This window comes from Coprococcus sp. AM11-30B (genome assembly GCF_027674365.1).
Taxonomy (GTDB): domain Bacteria; phylum Bacillota; class Clostridia; order Lachnospirales; family Lachnospiraceae; genus Allocoprococcus; species Allocoprococcus comes.
Window position 1 is genome coordinate 43880 of sequence record NZ_JAQDVB010000011.1, and the last position, 16130, is coordinate 60009.

General features: G+C 42.6%; 15 protein-coding genes. 12 read left to right on the forward strand and 3 right to left on the reverse strand.

Annotated elements, in window-relative coordinates; genetic code table 11:
• Positions 1-25: 25 nt before the first annotated feature.
• Complete coding sequence (gene lon, locus PGU50_RS08820; RefSeq protein WP_270246724.1) at positions 26-2365, forward strand: endopeptidase La; 2340 nt, start codon at positions 26-28, stop codon at positions 2363-2365.
• On the forward strand, positions 2355-2957 hold the full coding sequence (gene yihA, locus PGU50_RS08825; RefSeq protein WP_008374529.1) for a ribosome biogenesis GTP-binding protein YihA/YsxC: 603 nt from the start codon (positions 2355-2357) through the stop codon (positions 2955-2957). The genes lon and yihA overlap by 11 nt, the downstream gene beginning before the upstream one ends.
• 303 nt (positions 2958-3260) lie before the next feature.
• Here yihA and fucO read toward each other — a convergent pair whose 3' ends face one another.
• The 3 genes from fucO to PGU50_RS08840 form a co-directional block, all read right to left on the reverse strand.
• The gene (fucO, locus tag PGU50_RS08830) at positions 3261-4406 is read right to left on the reverse strand and encodes a lactaldehyde reductase (protein WP_118218149.1); all 1146 of its coding nucleotides are present in this window, start codon (positions 4404-4406) and stop codon (positions 3261-3263) included.
• Positions 4407-4522: 116 nt separating this feature from the next.
• Positions 4523-5083, reverse strand: coding sequence for a TetR/AcrR family transcriptional regulator C-terminal domain-containing protein (locus PGU50_RS08835; RefSeq protein WP_008374533.1), 561 nt, complete (start codon positions 5081-5083; stop codon positions 4523-4525).
• Between the two features lie 12 nt (positions 5084-5095).
• Entirely contained in the window at positions 5096-6445 is a 1350-nt protein-coding gene (locus tag PGU50_RS08840; RefSeq protein WP_118198568.1) for an MATE family efflux transporter, read from the reverse strand.
• A 176-nt stretch (positions 6446-6621) separates the two neighbouring features.
• On the opposite strand from PGU50_RS08840, the gene PGU50_RS08845 reads away from it, so the two are divergent.
• From PGU50_RS08845 to PGU50_RS08890, 10 genes are all read left to right on the forward strand, one after another.
• Positions 6622-7359, forward strand: a complete 738-nt coding sequence (locus tag PGU50_RS08845) for a peptidylprolyl isomerase (RefSeq protein ID WP_270246725.1) — start codon at positions 6622-6624, stop codon at positions 7357-7359.
• Positions 7360-7585: 226 nt separating this feature from the next.
• Complete coding sequence (locus PGU50_RS08850; RefSeq protein WP_270246726.1) at positions 7586-8425, forward strand: C39 family peptidase; 840 nt, start codon at positions 7586-7588, stop codon at positions 8423-8425.
• 229 nt (positions 8426-8654) lie between these two features.
• Positions 8655-9563: a trans-4-hydroxy-L-proline dehydratase activase gene (locus PGU50_RS08855; protein WP_270246727.1), complete on the forward strand. Its 909-nt coding sequence runs from the start codon at positions 8655-8657 to the stop codon at positions 9561-9563.
• Positions 9564-9567: 4 nt separating this feature from the next.
• Positions 9568-11940: a trans-4-hydroxy-L-proline dehydratase gene (gene hypD, locus PGU50_RS08860; protein WP_270246728.1), complete on the forward strand. Its 2373-nt coding sequence runs from the start codon at positions 9568-9570 to the stop codon at positions 11938-11940.
• A gap of 188 nt (positions 11941-12128) precedes the next feature.
• Complete coding sequence (locus PGU50_RS08865) at positions 12129-12545, forward strand: Fur family transcriptional regulator (protein ID WP_117835656.1); 417 nt, start codon at positions 12129-12131, stop codon at positions 12543-12545.
• Positions 12546-12587: 42 nt separating this feature from the next.
• Complete coding sequence (locus tag PGU50_RS08870; RefSeq protein WP_117556986.1) at positions 12588-12887, forward strand: hypothetical protein; 300 nt, start codon at positions 12588-12590, stop codon at positions 12885-12887.
• Positions 12888-12982: 95 nt separating this feature from the next.
• Positions 12983-13975, forward strand: a complete 993-nt coding sequence (locus tag PGU50_RS08875; RefSeq protein ID WP_270246729.1) for a metal ABC transporter substrate-binding protein — start codon at positions 12983-12985, stop codon at positions 13973-13975.
• An 8-nt stretch (positions 13976-13983) separates the two neighbouring features.
• Positions 13984-14694, forward strand: a complete 711-nt coding sequence (locus PGU50_RS08880) for a metal ABC transporter ATP-binding protein (protein ID WP_270246730.1) — start codon at positions 13984-13986, stop codon at positions 14692-14694.
• Complete coding sequence (locus PGU50_RS08885; RefSeq protein ID WP_117556992.1) at positions 14691-15530, forward strand: metal ABC transporter permease; 840 nt, start codon at positions 14691-14693, stop codon at positions 15528-15530. The genes PGU50_RS08880 and PGU50_RS08885 overlap by 4 nt, the downstream gene beginning before the upstream one ends.
• A gap of 1 nt (position 15531) precedes the next feature.
• Positions 15532-16107 carry a hypothetical protein gene (locus PGU50_RS08890; protein ID WP_195250473.1) on the forward strand — a complete coding sequence of 192 codons (576 nt, stop codon included), beginning with the start codon at positions 15532-15534 and terminating at the stop codon, positions 16105-16107.
• Positions 16108-16130 lie beyond the last annotated feature (23 nt).

Here is a 16130-nt window from a genome sequence, read left to right on the forward strand (position 1 = left end):
TTTATTTAACAGGAGAAAAAACTATATGAACAGAACAGAAAGTCTGCCAATGGTTGCCCTGCGGGGAATGACAATTCTGCCGGAGATGGTGGCACATTTTGACATCAGCCGGGAACGCTCGATTGAAGCGGTTCAGGAAGCGATGGCAAGCGACCAGAAGATTTTTTTGCTGACACAGAAAGATGTGGAAGTGGAAAATCCGGGAGAAGCAGATCTCTACCGTGTGGGAACAGTTGCGACAGTAAAACAGATCATCAAACTGCCAAAGCAGATTCTGCGGGTGCTTGTATCTGCAGAAGAGCGGGCGGTTTTAAATACAATAGAATTTGCAGATCCGTATCTTCGGGCAAATATTACGATCCCGGAAGAGAGTGATCCGGATATTGCAGGCGAGATCAACCGGGAAGCGATGATGCGGGGACTTCGGGATCTGTATCTGGATTATGCGGCGAGAATGCCGAAGATCACAAAAGATATGGTAAACCAGATCAAAGAGATCACGGAATTGAAAAAGATGGTGAATCAGGTGGCAGCGAATATGCCTCTGGATTACCGGGAATTGCAGGAAATCCTGGAAGAACTTGATTTTGACAGACGTTATGAGCTTATTTCCTTTAAGTTGGTCAATGAGATGCAGATCATGAACATCCGCGATGAGATCCAGATGAAGGTGAAAGAGCGTGTGGATAAGCATCAGAGAGAATATATCCTGCGCGAACAGTTGAAGCTGATCCGAGAAGAGCTTGGTGAGGATACTACAATTTCCGATGCGGAGGAATTTGCACAGAAGGCAGAAGCGCTGGATGCACCGGATGAGGTAAAAGAAAAGCTGAAAAAAGAGATCAGCAGATTTAAAAATTCCATGCAGAGTCCGGCAGAAGCGGGTGTGATCCGTACATATATTGAAACCATGCTGGAAATGCCATGGAATAAGCGGGCTGAGGATTTTACAGACATTGCATATGCGAAAGAGCTTCTGGAAGCAGAACATTACGGACTGGAAGAGGTTAAAGAACGTGTGCTGGAGTTTCTGGCAGTACGTGCTCTTACGAAAAAGGGTGACAGCCCGATCCTGTGTCTGGTAGGTCCTCCGGGAACTGGAAAGACATCCATTGCAAGATCACTTGCAAAAGCACTGAAAAAACCGTATGTGAGAATTTCTCTTGGCGGTGTCCGTGATGAGGCTGAAATCCGTGGACACAGAAAAACTTATGTTGGTGCAATGCCGGGACGGATCGCAAACGGTATTAAGAGCGCCGGGGTAAAGAACCCACTGCTCCTTCTGGATGAGATTGATAAAGTCAGCACAGACTATAAGGGAGATACTTTTTCTGCGCTTCTGGAGGTGTTGGACAGTGAACAGAACAATCGTTTCCGTGATCATTATCTGGAAGTCCCGGTCGATCTGTCTGAGGTGACATTTGTAACGACGGCTAACTCGCTGCAGACAATCCCCCGGCCCCTTCTTGACCGTATGGAAGTAATTGAGGTCAGCAGTTATACGGAGAATGAAAAGCTGCATATTGCGACAGAACATCTGATTCCAAAGCAGTTGGAAAGACATGGACTAACAAAAGAACAGCTTACGATCAGTAAGGGCGTGATCTGGAAAATTGCGCAGAACTACACCAAGGAAGCCGGTGTGCGTCAGATGGAGCGTGAAATCGGTAATATCTGCAGGAAGGCTGCCAGAGAGATCTATGAACATGATAAAAAGAGAGTTCAGGTAACAGAGCGGAATATTGAAAAGTATCTTGGAAAAGAAAAGTACACCTATCAGATGGCAAATGCCGAGGATGAGGTGGGAATCGTCCGTGGTCTGGCATGGACCAGTGTAGGAGGAGATACCCTGCAGATTGAAGTGAATGTAATGCCAGGAAAGGGTGAGATCATTCTGACGGGACAGCTTGGCGATGTGATGAAAGAATCTGCGCAGGCAGGAATCAGTTATATCCGGTCAATCAGCAGTAAATATAAGGTTGCTGAAGATTTCTTTGAAAAACATGATATCCATATCCATATTCCGGAAGGGGCAGTTCCGAAAGATGGACCTTCAGCCGGTATTACGATGGCGACTGCGATGCTCTCTGCAATTACAGACAAGAAAGTGCGTGCTGATCTTGCCATGACGGGTGAGATTACGCTGAGGGGAAGAGTACTTCCGATCGGAGGACTGAAAGAGAAGCTCCTGGCGGCAAAGAATGCCGGAATCAGGACGGTACTTGTACCGAGGGAGAACAAAAAAGATGTGGATGAACTTTCTTCTGAGATCACAAAGGGACTGGAGATTATTCCGGTATCGCAGATGGAAGAGGTTCTGAAAATCGCACTTATACGCACACGGAGGAAAAAAGATGGTAATTAAGAATGTAAATCTGGAAACAGTCTGTGGAATTACAAGTAAATTGCCGGATCACACTTTGCCGGAGATCGCATTTGCCGGAAAATCCAATGTCGGTAAATCTTCTCTGATCAATGCACTGATGAACCGGAAGGCGCTTGCCAGAACTTCGGCAAAACCTGGAAAAACACAGACCATCAACTTTTACAATATCAACGAAGAAATGTATCTGGTGGACCTTCCGGGATACGGTTATGCAAAGGTTTCCGAGCAGGAGAAGGCACAGTGGGGAAAGCTGATCGAGCGTTATCTTCATGGCTCTAAACAGCTGCGAGCCGTCTTCCTTCTGATCGATATCCGTCATGATCCATCTGCGAATGATAAGATGATGTATGACTGGATCGTGGATCAGGGATTCAATCCGATCATTATCGCGACAAAGCTTGATAAGCTGAAGAGAAGTCAGGTACAGAAGCAGGTAAAGGCAATTAAGACCGGACTGAAGCTGCTTCCGGGAACTGTTGTGATTCCTTTCTCAGCAGAGACAAAGCAGGGACGGGATGAGATCTGGAATCTTGTAGACACAGAATTCCTGGGAAAAGGAACAGAGGAATAACCTTGAAAAATCCATTGCATTATCAGTTTTCGGATTATGATTGTGGATCGACGTCCATGCAGAATGCGAGCAGCTTCCTCAATGCATCCAAACAAGATGTATGGCGATTCGGGCGCTGATATCTCAAGTGGGTTGCATCAACTAAGATACGGGGAGAAAAAGTTCACCCCCACAAATTCCACTTTGGGCGGGATTTGTGGGGGTTGCTTTTTCTGGTTGGTTGGTAAGAAAAGCAAGTGGGATACCAATTTTTAGAATGTGGATATCATTTTAGATTTCTTGCCAGATTATATAAATTTTTGATTACATCAGTTTTCTAAACAGATCTTTCAGATCTTCTACGGATGCGTCTTTTGGATTTCCAGGTGCGCAGGCATCGGCGTGGGCGGATTCTGCGAGGAACTGGAGATCTTCTTCTTTGAGGGCTTCGAGTTTGGATGGGATTCCTACGTCTTCAGAGAGTTTGCGGACTGCATCTACAGCTGCTTTTCTGTATTCTTCCTGAGACATATTATCTACGCCTTCAACTCCCATTGCGCGGGCGATTTCACGGTATTTTTCTCCTGTGCAGTCTGCGTTGTATTCCATTACGATCGGAAGCATCATTGCGCATGCAACACCGTGTGGTGTGTCATAGACTGCTCCAAGGGTATGAGCCATTGAGTGAGCGATTCCAAGACCTACGTTTGAGAAGCCCATTCCGGCGATGTACTGTCCAAGAGCCATTCCTTCTCTTCCTTCTTTGGTGTTTTCAACAGCACCGCGGAGAGATTTGGAGATAATCTCGATTGCTTTTAAGTGGAACATATCTGTCATTTCCCATGCGGCTTTTGTGGTGTAGCCTTCGATCGCATGAGTTAATGCATCCATACCGGTTGAAGCGGTCAGTCCTTTTGGCATAGAAGACATCATTTCCGGGTCTACAACAGCGATGATTGGCATATCATGTGGGTCTACACAGACGAATTTACGTTTCTTTTCTACATCTGTTACTACATAGTTGATCGTAACTTCTGCAGCAGTACCGGCTGTTGTCGGAACGGCAATGATCGGAACGCAAGGTTTCTTTGTCGGAGCCACACCCTCCAGGCTTCTTACATCTTCAAATTCCGGGTTTGCGATGATGATACCGATTGCTTTGGAAGTATCCATAGAAGATCCGCCGCCGATTGCGATGATGTAATCAGCACCTGAATTTTTGAAAGCCTGTACACCGTGCTGTACGTTCTCGATAGTCGGGTTTGCTTTGATATCAGAGTAGATTTCGTAAGCAAGTCCTTCTTTGTCTAAGATATCTGTTACTTTGGAAGTAACATTGAATTTGATCAGATCCGGGTCAGAACATACAAGAGCTTTTTTGAAACCGTGAGCTTTTGCTTCTGTTGCAATCTCTGCGATTGCACCTGCTCCATGATAAGATGTCTGATTTAACATAATTCTGTTTGCCATGATACATATCTCCTTTTCGTTTATGATAAAATCACTTGTTTCTGATACTATTTTAACAATAAGAAGGTGGTAAAAAAAGTTACAGAATATGAAAAGTGTAACATTTATACAAAAAATTAAGACAAAATATGCAAATCAGTGAAGAGTTGCACAAGTTTTTCCGGCATGCCAAGTACTAGTTGTTTTGCAAGCTGCGCAGGCGGAAATTTCATTCCGCCAAGCAGCCATTTGACAGTCATGTAAATCGAGCCACGGCAGTACATCTCTAAAAGAAATGAAGTTTCTGCATCCGGGCGTCTTCCGGTTTTCTGGAAAATAAGGTTTGAATAGAATTCCAGAATCAGTTCAAAATCATGTTCTTTTAAAGAGTTCTGATCATCAGAGCGGAATGCTGCAGCGAAAAACAGGTGCTCTTCCTTTAAATATTCAAATTTTTTGACCAGTCCGTCATAAACAGTGGTACCTTCGCCCATATGTTCAAATGATTTAAGAAGAAGTTTGTCAAAATACCAGTTGATCAGATCGTATTTATCAAGAAAATTGCGGTAAAAGGTCTGGCGTGTGACGCCGCAGACTTCCACAATCTGGCGGATGGTGATATCATCGACAGAAGTGGTCTTCATACAGGTTTTCATTGCTTCGGCGAGCCGGTATTTGGTAGATTCGGATTTGGCCATGTTCAATTCTCCTTAATCGTAGGCATGTTTTTTTCTATATAAATAGTACGGTATGATCAAAGCTGTGGTAGTGATCCAGGAAATCGGATAACTAAGCATTACACAGGTTGTGGTATGGTGTGCCGGTAAGACAAACATAATCCACGGAATACGGATCAGACATACGCCGCCAAGTGTGATCAGTGTCGGCAGCAGGACATCGCCGGTTCCGCGAAGTGCACCGGAGAGAACTTCAATAAATACATAAATAGTGTAGCACGGTGCCATAAAACGCAGCATATCAATACCGATATTGATCACATTTTGATCTGTCGTAAAAATTGAGAACAGTGGGCGGCAGAAGATGGCTAAAAACAGCACGATCCCTCCGCATACAGCCACTGCCATGGCAAGGCAGATACGTACACTTTTGAAAATACGTTCTTTTTTACCTGCTCCATAATTTTGTCCGGCAAAGGTTGTGATTGCAATTCCGAATGCTCCGTTGACTGTCCAGAAAAGCGCATCCAGTTTACCAAAAGAAGCCCATGCAGCGGCAGTATCGGTTCCGAAACCATTGATCGCTGCCTGAATAATGATATTGGTAATACTGTACATAAATGCCTGCAGTGCACTTGGAATACCGATGCGGAATTCCAGACGCAGCTTCAAAAGGTCTATGTGCAGTTTGCTCAGATAAAGCTTGCAGTCATCATATTTTTTCATCAGTGCATTGGTAACAAGGATTGCACTTACTGCCTGTGAAATAATGGTCGCGATAGCGGCTCCGACAATTCCCATATCAAATACAATTACCAGTACCAGATCGAGGATGATGTTTAGAAAACAACAGACGATCAGGTAATATAGTGGTCTGCGGGAATCACCGATGGAGCGCATGATGGCTGAGCCTATATTAAAAATCAAGGTACCGAAAATACCTAAAAAGTAAATCCGCAGATAAAGAATAGAATCTGCAAGTGTATCTGCAGGTGTATCGATGAGCTTCAAAAGAAATGGTGTTAAGGCCCATCCGAGTATTGTAAATACAATACTGAGAATAACGGAAAAAGCATAGGCGGTATGCAGACTCTTTTGCAGATTCCGCTCATCCTTTGCTCCATAAAACTGAGAAACAATTACAGATGCACCGCTTGCAAGTCCCGTAAAACATCCGATGATCAGATTGGAAAGAACGGCAGAAGATCCCCCGACTGCGGCAAGTGCGCCCTTTCCGACAAAACGACCGACGATGACAGCATCTACGGTGTTATAAAGCTGTTGAAACAAAGTTCCAACTACAATAGGAAAGAAAAAAATCAATAATTGCTTCCAGATAACTCCTTCGGTAATCTGATTGGTTTTTGTACTTTCGTTTGACATGTTAATAACCTCCAATGAAAAAACTAAAAAAACATACCTAAACGAAGTATAACATGAAGTCGGAAGAAAAGATATCAGATGAAGAGAAGTTTCATAGAAATAAAACCAACTTTGACTAACACCGTATGAAATGGTACAATTGAAACACTACGAGAAAAAAGGAGTACAAAGAAATTATGGAAAAAACAGTTGAAGCAGTAATCTGCGGACATGAAATTACATCAGCAGAGGTAGATGCATTTATCGCAAGCCTTCCGAGAGAACAGCAGGTATACGCATCCCATCCGGATTTCCGCAAACAGTGTGTTGATCAGCTGATCGCAGTTTATGCACTTGAAAAATATGGTGAAGAAGAAAAGTTAGACGAGACAGAAAAGTTTAAAGCAATTCTGGAAAATGCAAGAAAAGATATCCTTGCACAGATGGCGATCGGCAAGATCTTTGAGGGAATCACAATTTCAGATGAAGAGATCAGAGAATATTTTGAAGCAAACAAAGCAAGATTTGCAAAAGGAGCATCTGTTCATGCAAAACATATTCTGGTTGATTCCGAAGACAAATGTAACGAACTACTTGAATCCATCGTAAGTGGTGGGAAAGCATTTGAGGATGTTGCAAAAGAATCTTCTACCTGCCCGTCAGGAGCAAACGGTGGAGACCTTGGCGAATTCGGAAAAGGACAGATGGTCAAAGAATTCGAAGATGCCGCATTTGCAGCAGAAATCGGACATGTGGTTGGACCGGTCAAGACACAGTTTGGATACCATCTGATCAAAGTGGAAGATAAGAAAGGAGCCGAAGATGCGAAGCTTGATGATGTAAAAGAGCAGATTAAGAGTGAGATCATGCAGAAAAAGCAGCAGGAGGCTTATACCGCGAAGGTGGAAGAACTGAAGAAGAAATATATGGCATAGTATTTGCCAGGATTTCATTCGATTGATAAAAAACAGCAGGACAGATTAATTTTTATCGGATCTGCACCCATTGCGCAGGCAATCCTTCTATCTGGAATCACTTATGCTGCCAACTCTCATTTATGAAATATTTGTGAAAACTCCCCCGCAGATTTGACGAAACACGAAAAAAGTTGTAGTATATATGACGGAATTGTTACAGAACTGTTAAGAAACGGAGGTACGAATGCAGATTCGCAGTGCAGCAAAATGGATCGCAGCGGCAGCAGGGATACTGGTTGGCGCCGTTATCGTAGGATTTACATTAAAAGATACTACATATATAGAAGCAAAATTAGAACAGATCAAAGGAGCAAGACAGTCTGTTACAGCAGTGGAGAAAACGACAGCAAAGACGCAGAAGATAAAAAATGCGGAAATGGTGAAAAAGACACCCCTTCCGGAGAGTAGCAGTATTTCTGATTTTACATTTACAGGACAGATGCCTGAGCTTCCTACCGGATGTGAGATCACATCTCTTACAATGGCTTTGAATTATTATGGATATTCTGCAGATAAGATGGCAATGGCACTCAAATATTTACCGACAGTTGGATGGACCAACACTTATTACGGAAACAATGAAACTTTATATGGAAATGATATTTACAATTATTTTATAGGAAATCCACAGTCAGAGACGGATGGATTAAGCTGCGGAGCGGGAGCAATCGTGACGGCAGCAGATGGCTATCTTGCAGATAATGGAAATGCAATGAAAGCAGAGGACGAGACAGGATCAGAGCCGGAACAGCTGTATCGTTTTGTAAGTGAAGGAACCCCCGTGGTTGTATGGGGAACAATTGGTATGGAAGAACGTCAGATAATGGAAAGCTGGAATACGGAAGATGGAAGAGAAGCCAGCTGGGCGATGAACGATCATTGTGTTGTACTGATCGGATACAGTGCAGACAGTGTGACTGTTGCAGACCCGATTGAAGGGATTGTGAGCTATGACAGAGCACAGTTTGAATCGGCTTTTCGTTCCAGAGGTAATCAGTGTGTGATTTTGAAGAATGTACAATAGAGAAGTGGGAGGTACTTTGCAGATAAAAACAGTCTGTGAAGTATCTCTTCTTTATATATGTGATGAGCTGAGTGCAGAGTTTCGTCTGTTTAAGGAAAGAAGATCAGGATTGTAAAAATATTTGAGAAGAAGTTTGCCAAAGGATTGACAATTATTTGTTTTTTTGGTATCTTTAGACTATGGTACAAACGTTAGTCTAAAAAGTAAAATGACAAGAAGGAGAGTTACCATGAATTTAGTAACGAATATTCAGAAGTATTCGATCCATGACGGAGATGGAATTCGTACTACTGTATTTTTTAAAGGATGTCCATTAAAGTGCGAGTGGTGTCACAACCCTGAGACACAGCGTTTTGAGAGAGAACTTCAGTGTGATAAAGAAAAGTGCGTCGGATGTGGAACCTGTGCGAAGGTCTGTCCGAACGATGCCATCACTATGGTAGATGGAAAGCCGGAGCTTGACAAAGAGAAATGCCAGCTTTGTGGAAAATGCGATAATTTCTGCCCGCAGGGCATTCGAGAGATCGTAGGGCAGGAGTATCCGGTAAAGGAAATGGTAAAAGAACTGATGAAAGACCGGATGTTTTATGAACAGTCCGGCGGTGGAGTCACACTTTCCGGTGGGGAAGTGATGGCGATGTCAACGGATTATATTTTACAGATCGCGAAAGCGCTTAAAAAAGAAGAAATTTCGCTTACCATTGACACCTGCGGATATGTTTCGTATGATAAATTTGAAGCAATTTTACCGTATGTAGATACGTTTTTATATGACGTAAAAGTGATGGATCCGGAATTACATAAAAAGTATATCGGAGTTGACAATAAGCTGATCCTGGATAACCTGGTGAAGCTTTCAGATGCAGGAGCAAGGATTTACATCCGAATCCCGACGATCAAAGAAGTGAACGGCAATGTGCAGAACATGGAAGATACCATTCATTTTCTGAAGAAACACGGCATTCACCCGGCACAGGTTAATCTGCTGCCTTACCATAATACAGGAAGCAGTAAATATCCGAAGTTGGGTATGGAATACAAGGGAACTGATTTACATGCACCGGAAAAAGAAGAGATGGAAAGTTTTGTAAAGCTTTTTCAGGATGCAGGGTATACCAACACAAAAATAGGAGGATAAGAAAATGGCAAGAGGCATGAATGAAAGAATTCAGAAGCTGAGAGAACTGAGTGTTACAACACCGGTTCACATTGATCTCGAAAGAGCAAGAATCGAGACAGATTTTTACAGAAAAAATGATGGAAAATATTCGATTCCGGTTATGAGAGCCATGGTATTAAAAGAATATTTTTCAAAGAAGACACTTTATCTGGGAGACGGTGAGCTGATCGTTGGTGAAAAAGGAAAAGATCCACAGGCTTCTCCTACATTCCCGGAACTTTGCTGCCACAGCAAAGAAGATATGGTAGTTATGAGTGAACGTGATCTCGTATCTTTCCATACAACAGAAGAAGATCGTGAGATCCAGGAGAAGGAAATCATTCCTTACTGGTCAGGACGAAGCATGAGAGAGAAGATCCTTGCAGCTATGACTCCGGAATGGAATGACTGCTATTCAGCAGGTATGTTCACAGAGTTTATGGAGCAGAGAGGACCTGGACATACATGCGGTGGTGAACAGAATTTTAAAGTTGGATATCTGGAATACAAAGAAAAGATCAAAAAGACTATGGATGCGCTGGATTTCATGAATGATCCGGAAGCTACCGATAAAATGGAAGAACTCAAAGCGATGGATATTGCATGTGATGCGGTTATCATTCTTGGAGAAAGATATCACAAGCTTGCCCTTGAAATGGCAGAAAAAGAAGCAGATCCTACACGTAAGAAAGAATTAGAGCAGATCGCAGCCAACCTGGAAGTTGTTCCGGCTCACAAACCGCAGACCTTCTGGCAGGCAATCCAGTTATACTGGTTTACACATCTTGCGGTTACAACAGAACTGAACCCATGGGATGCATTCAGTCCGGGACGTCTGGATCAGCATCTGATTTCTTATTATGAAGCAGATACAGAAGCAGGAATCCTTGATGACGAGAAAGCAAAAGAACTGCTTGAATGCTTATGGATCAAATTCTACAACCAGCCGGCACCGGTTAAGGTTGGTATTACCTTAAAAGAAAGTGCTACTTATGTAGACTTTGCGAATATCAATACAGGTGGAGTTACACCAGAGGGTAAAGACGGTGTAAACGCAGTCAGCTACCTGATCCTTGACTGTATGGATGAGATGAAGCTTGTACAGCCGAACTCCAATGTAACCATCAGCAAGAAGACACCGGCACGTTTCCTCCGGAGAGCATGCGATATTTCAAGAAAAGGATGGGGACAGCCGGCATTCTACAATACAGAAGCACAGATCATGGAGCTTGTTAATGCAGGAAAGACTCTGGAAGATGCCCGTCGTGGTGGATCTTCAGGTTGTGTAGAGACAGGTGCATGGGGAAGTGAAGCATATATCCTGACCGGTTATATGAATATTCCGAAGATTTTCCAGCTGACTCTTTACAACGGTTATGATGCAATGTCAGGCAAACAGCTCGGACTGAAGCTTGGTTATGCAAAAGACTTTAAGACATTTGATGAACTGTGGGATGCATTCAAGAAACAGATGAAGCATTTTATCGATATTAAGATCCGTGGAAACAATGTAATCGAGAGATTATATGCAGAAAATATGCCGGCACCGTGTCTTTCCGTTGTAACAAACGACTGCATCAGTAATGCAAAAGATTACAATGCAGGTGGAGCAAGATACAACACGAACTACATTCAGGGTGTTGGTATTGGAACCGTTACAGACTGTATTGCAGCTGTTAAATACAATGTATTTGACAAGAAGAACTTCACAATGGAAGAACTGATCGAAGCAATGGATCACAACTTTGAAGGATACGATGCAATCTACCGTATGGTTCATGACAAGACACCAAAATATGGTAACGATGATGACTACGCAGATGATCTGATGCAGGACGTATTTTATCTGTATCATGACCTGATCACAGGACGTCCGACTATGAGAGGCGGAAAGTACGGAGTCGATATGCTTCCTACAACCTGCCATGTTTACTTCGGAGATGTGATCGGAGCAACAGCTAACGGACGTAAAGCACATATCCCGGTTTCAGAAGGTATTTCACCGGAGAAATCCGCAGATGTGAACGGACCGACAGCAGTTATCAAATCATGTGCTAAGATGGATCATCTTGCTACAGCAGGAACACTTCTGAATCAGAAGTTCACACCGGACGTCGTAGCAGGAGAGAAAGGTCTTGATAATATGGCAAGTCTGATCCGCAGCTACTTTGCAATGGATGGACATCATGTACAGTTCAACGTTATCGACAGAAAGACTCTGCAGGAAGCGCAGAAGCATCCGGAAGATTACAGAGATCTGATCGTGCGTGTTGCAGGATACAGTGATTTCTTCCGTAACTTAAGCAAACCGCTTCAGGATGAGATCATCAACCGTACAGAGCAGTCATTCGAATAGAAAATAACCAGAGAAATTGAAAAAGGTTAAATAAAGGAAGAAGCAGGAGCACCGCAATGCAGAGAGTAATCTGTGTGTGGTGCTTCTGTTATTTTTTGAACAATGAAAAACATTTTCAAATTCCATTGACATACAAAAATAATGTGATAAAATGAAAACGATTTCCAAATTGAAGGGAGAAGGTCAGTATGACAAAAGCACCATATAAAACAAAACAAATGACTGAGATTCTTACCTTTCTGAAATCGGTACAGGGAAGACATGTTACTGTGAATGAAATCTGTGATTTTTTCAGGGAAAAAGGGATTTCCATCGGAACTACGACCATTTACCGCCAGCTTGAGAAGATGGTGAAAGAGGGACTGGTTGCAAAATATGTGATAGACGGTTCGAGCAGTGCCTGTTTTGAATATATCGGAGATCATGGGGAAGAACATGAAAACTGCTATCATTGTAAATGTGAGAAATGTGGAAAGCTGATCCATTTACAGTGCAATGAGGTAGAAATCTTAAAACAGCATATGCAGCAGCATCATGATTTTCAGATGGATCCGCATCGTACCGTGTTTTACGGAATCTGCGGTGAATGCAGTAAGAAAGAATAGATAAAATTTATTAACAGATGAAATCTGGGAAAGGAGAAGGAGATGGATACAGGAAAGAAAAAAAGTATGGCAGCGGTTATATGTATTTTTCTTATATTTGTAACCTTTGCTTCTCTTTTTTATGTTGCCAGAGAGGAAAATCATAACTGTACGGGAAAGGACTGCCCAATCTGTGCCTGCGTTCATCAGGCAAAGCAGGTCCTTCGGAATCTGGGAACAACACCTGCAGTAGGATTTTTCGCCAGTCCGGTGATCTTTATCGCAGAAACTGTTGCTTTACCGGGGCTCTGGATCATTTTGTCCATTTCGTTAGTTCATCAAAAGGTAAGATTAAATGATTGAATAAAACTTTTTATAAAGCAGAAAGGGTATGAAAAGTCATACCTTTCCTTTGGTGTACCATTTTTTAATAAGTGTAGATAATGGAGGTTTTATTCATGAAAAAGTATATAGCAATTCTACTGGTCGCTGCGATGGCGACTCTGGGCATTTCTGCCTGCCGGAAGGAAAATTCCAATAAAGAAACAAAAGTTCAGAAAGATTCTGATATTAAAGTTGTGACAACCATTTTCCCGGAATATGACTGGGTACGTCAGATTGCGGGAGAAGAAGCGGATCAGATGGATATCACCATGCTTCTTGACAATGGTGTGGATCTGCACAGTTATCAGCCGACTGCAGAGGACATCATGAAAGTATCGGATTGTGATCTGTTCGTATATGTCGGCGGCGAATCGGATGCATGGGTGGATGATGCGTTAAAACAGGCGAAGAATAAAGATATGCAGGTGATCAATCTGCTCGATGTACTTGGAAACAATGCGAAAGAGGAAGAAGTGATCGAAGGAATGGAGCCTGAAGAAGAGAAAGAAGGCGGAGAGGAAGAAGAACCGGAATATGATGAGCATGTATGGCTGTCTGTAAAAAATGCAGAAGTGCTGAGTAAGGCAATTGCAGACGCGCTGGAAAAAGTAGACCCGGATCATAAGGATATTTATCAGGAGAATGCATCTGCATACAGTGAAAAGTTGAAAGACCTGGATGCTAAGTACCAGGAAGTTGTTGATGGCGCGTCACAGAAAACACTGCTTTTTGGCGATCGTTTTCCATTCCGTTATCTGGTAGATGATTATGGATTAAGCTATTATGCTGCATTTGTCGGATGCTCGGCAGAAAGTGAAGCAAGCTTTGATACAATTTCATTCCTGGCGAATAAAGTAGATGAGTTGGGACTAAAGGATATCATGGCGATTGAAAATTCCAATCAGAAAATTGCAAAGACGATCATTGAGAACACCAAAGAGAAAAATCAGAAAATCCTGACACTGGATTCTATGCAGTCTACAACATCGGATGATGTGAAGAATGGCACAACCTACCTGTCAGTGATGGAAAAGAATCTTGAAGTATTAAAAGAAGCTTTGCAGTAGGAGGGAATATGGCACAAATTATATGTCGGGATCTGGCAATCGGATATGAAGGAAAAACAGTCGTGCAGAATATAAACCTTTCGGTAAAGAAAGGGGACTATCTGTGTGTGATCGGGGAAAATGGGGCTGGGAAATCTACTTTTATGAAGACTTTACTGGGACTTTTATCACCGGTGAGCGGGAAAATAGAATTCCATGATGGACTGAAGAAGAATGAAATCGGATATTTGCCACAGCAGACAGAGGTGCAAAAAGATTTTCCGGCATCCGTGAGAGAAATTGTTCTCTCCGGATGTCAGAATCACCTTGGCTTCTGGCCGTTTTACCGTACAAAAGAAAAAAAATACGCAGAAGATATGATGAAAAAACTGCAGATCACTCATCTGTCAAAACGTTGCTACAGAGAATTGTCCGGAGGGCAGCAGCAGAGAGTTCTGCTTGCAAGAGCACTTTGTGCGACCAGGAAAATCCTGCTTCTGGATGAACCGGTTTCCGGGCTGGATCCACGAATGACAGAAGAAATGTATCGGTTAATTGAGAAAATCAACCGGGAAGACAAGATAACGATCATTATGATCTCGCATGATATCCGTGGGGCAATGGAATATGCAAGTCATATCCTGCAGATTGGTCAGGAAGTTATTTTTGAATCGAAAGAAAATTATCTGCGGGCGCATACAAAGAGAAGAACTCTGGAAAATACAGGAGGGAAAAAATGATAGAAAAACTGATATTTTATATGGGATATCCTTTTGTGCGGTATGCACTGATCGTTGGCGTACTGATTGCACTTTGTTCCTCCTTACTTGGAGTGACACTGGTATTGAAAAGATTTTCGTTTATCGGAGACGGCTTATCCCATGTTGCATTTGGAGCAATGGCGGTAGCATCGGTTTTAAATATTACAAACAATATGCTGTTCATCCTTCCGGTAACGGTTGTATGTGCGATTTTATTATTACGGACAGGACAAAATACAAAAATAAAAGGAGATGCGGCGATTGCAATGATCTCAGTTGGAGCACTTGCAATCGGTTATCTGCTTATGAATGTATTTGCGACAGGTCCTAATCTTTCAGGAGATGTATGTACTACATTATTTGGATCTACTTCTATTTTGACATTGAAGATTGAACAGGTGTGGCTGTGTGTGGTATTGTCGGTTGTGGTTGTTGTGTTATTTATCGTATTTTATCATAAAATTTTCTGCGTGACCTTTGATGAAACGTTCGCAAAGGCAACAGGCATCCGGGCAGACCGTTATAATTTGCTGATCGCCGTGATCACAGCGCTGATCATCGTACTTGCAATGAACCTGGTAGGCTCGTTACTGATCTCGGCACTGGTCATCTTTCCGGCACTATCCGCGATGCGTATCTTTAAAACATTTTTCAGTGTAACGGTATGTTCGGTTGTATTATCTGTGTGCTGTGCGATCAGTGGGATGCTTTTGTCAATCCTGGCAGGAACACCGGTTGGTTCAACGATCGTGGCAGCCGATATTGTGGCCTTTTTGATCTGCTGCATGATCGAAAAAATCGCGGGAGGGAAATAAAGTGAAAAAATTACAGAAATGGCTGATATTGTTTGTGGGAATTCTTTTGATAACCGGATGCAGAGATAATGCAAGCAGCAACAAGAAAGTGAATAACGGGAAATCTGTTAATGATGTATTAGAGAAACAGACAAAAGCGGAAGAACAGAAGGAACAGACAGAGGAAAAGGACAAGAAAAAAGAAAGTACAGACACTTCAGAAAATACGGGGACAGAAGATGTAGATTATGATCTTACAGAAATGAACAGTGATATGGTCTACGCGACAGTTTACCAGATGATGGTGGAACCGGAGCAGTATGAAGGAAAAACAATCCGGATCGACGGGATTTATTATATAAGTAAGGATGAAGCGACAGGGAATACCTATCATTTTTGCGTGATCAAAGATGCGCTGGCGTGCTGCGCGCAGGGACTGGAATTTGTCCGGAAAAATGAGGAAGAATTGTCGGATGAAGATTATCCGGAACAGGAAACAGAAATTATCGTTCAGGGAACGTTCGAGACATATAAAGAACCAAATGATGAGACTTTGTATTGCAGGATCACAGATGCGGATATGCAGATAAAAGAATAAGAAGAGAAAAGATGAATCATGAA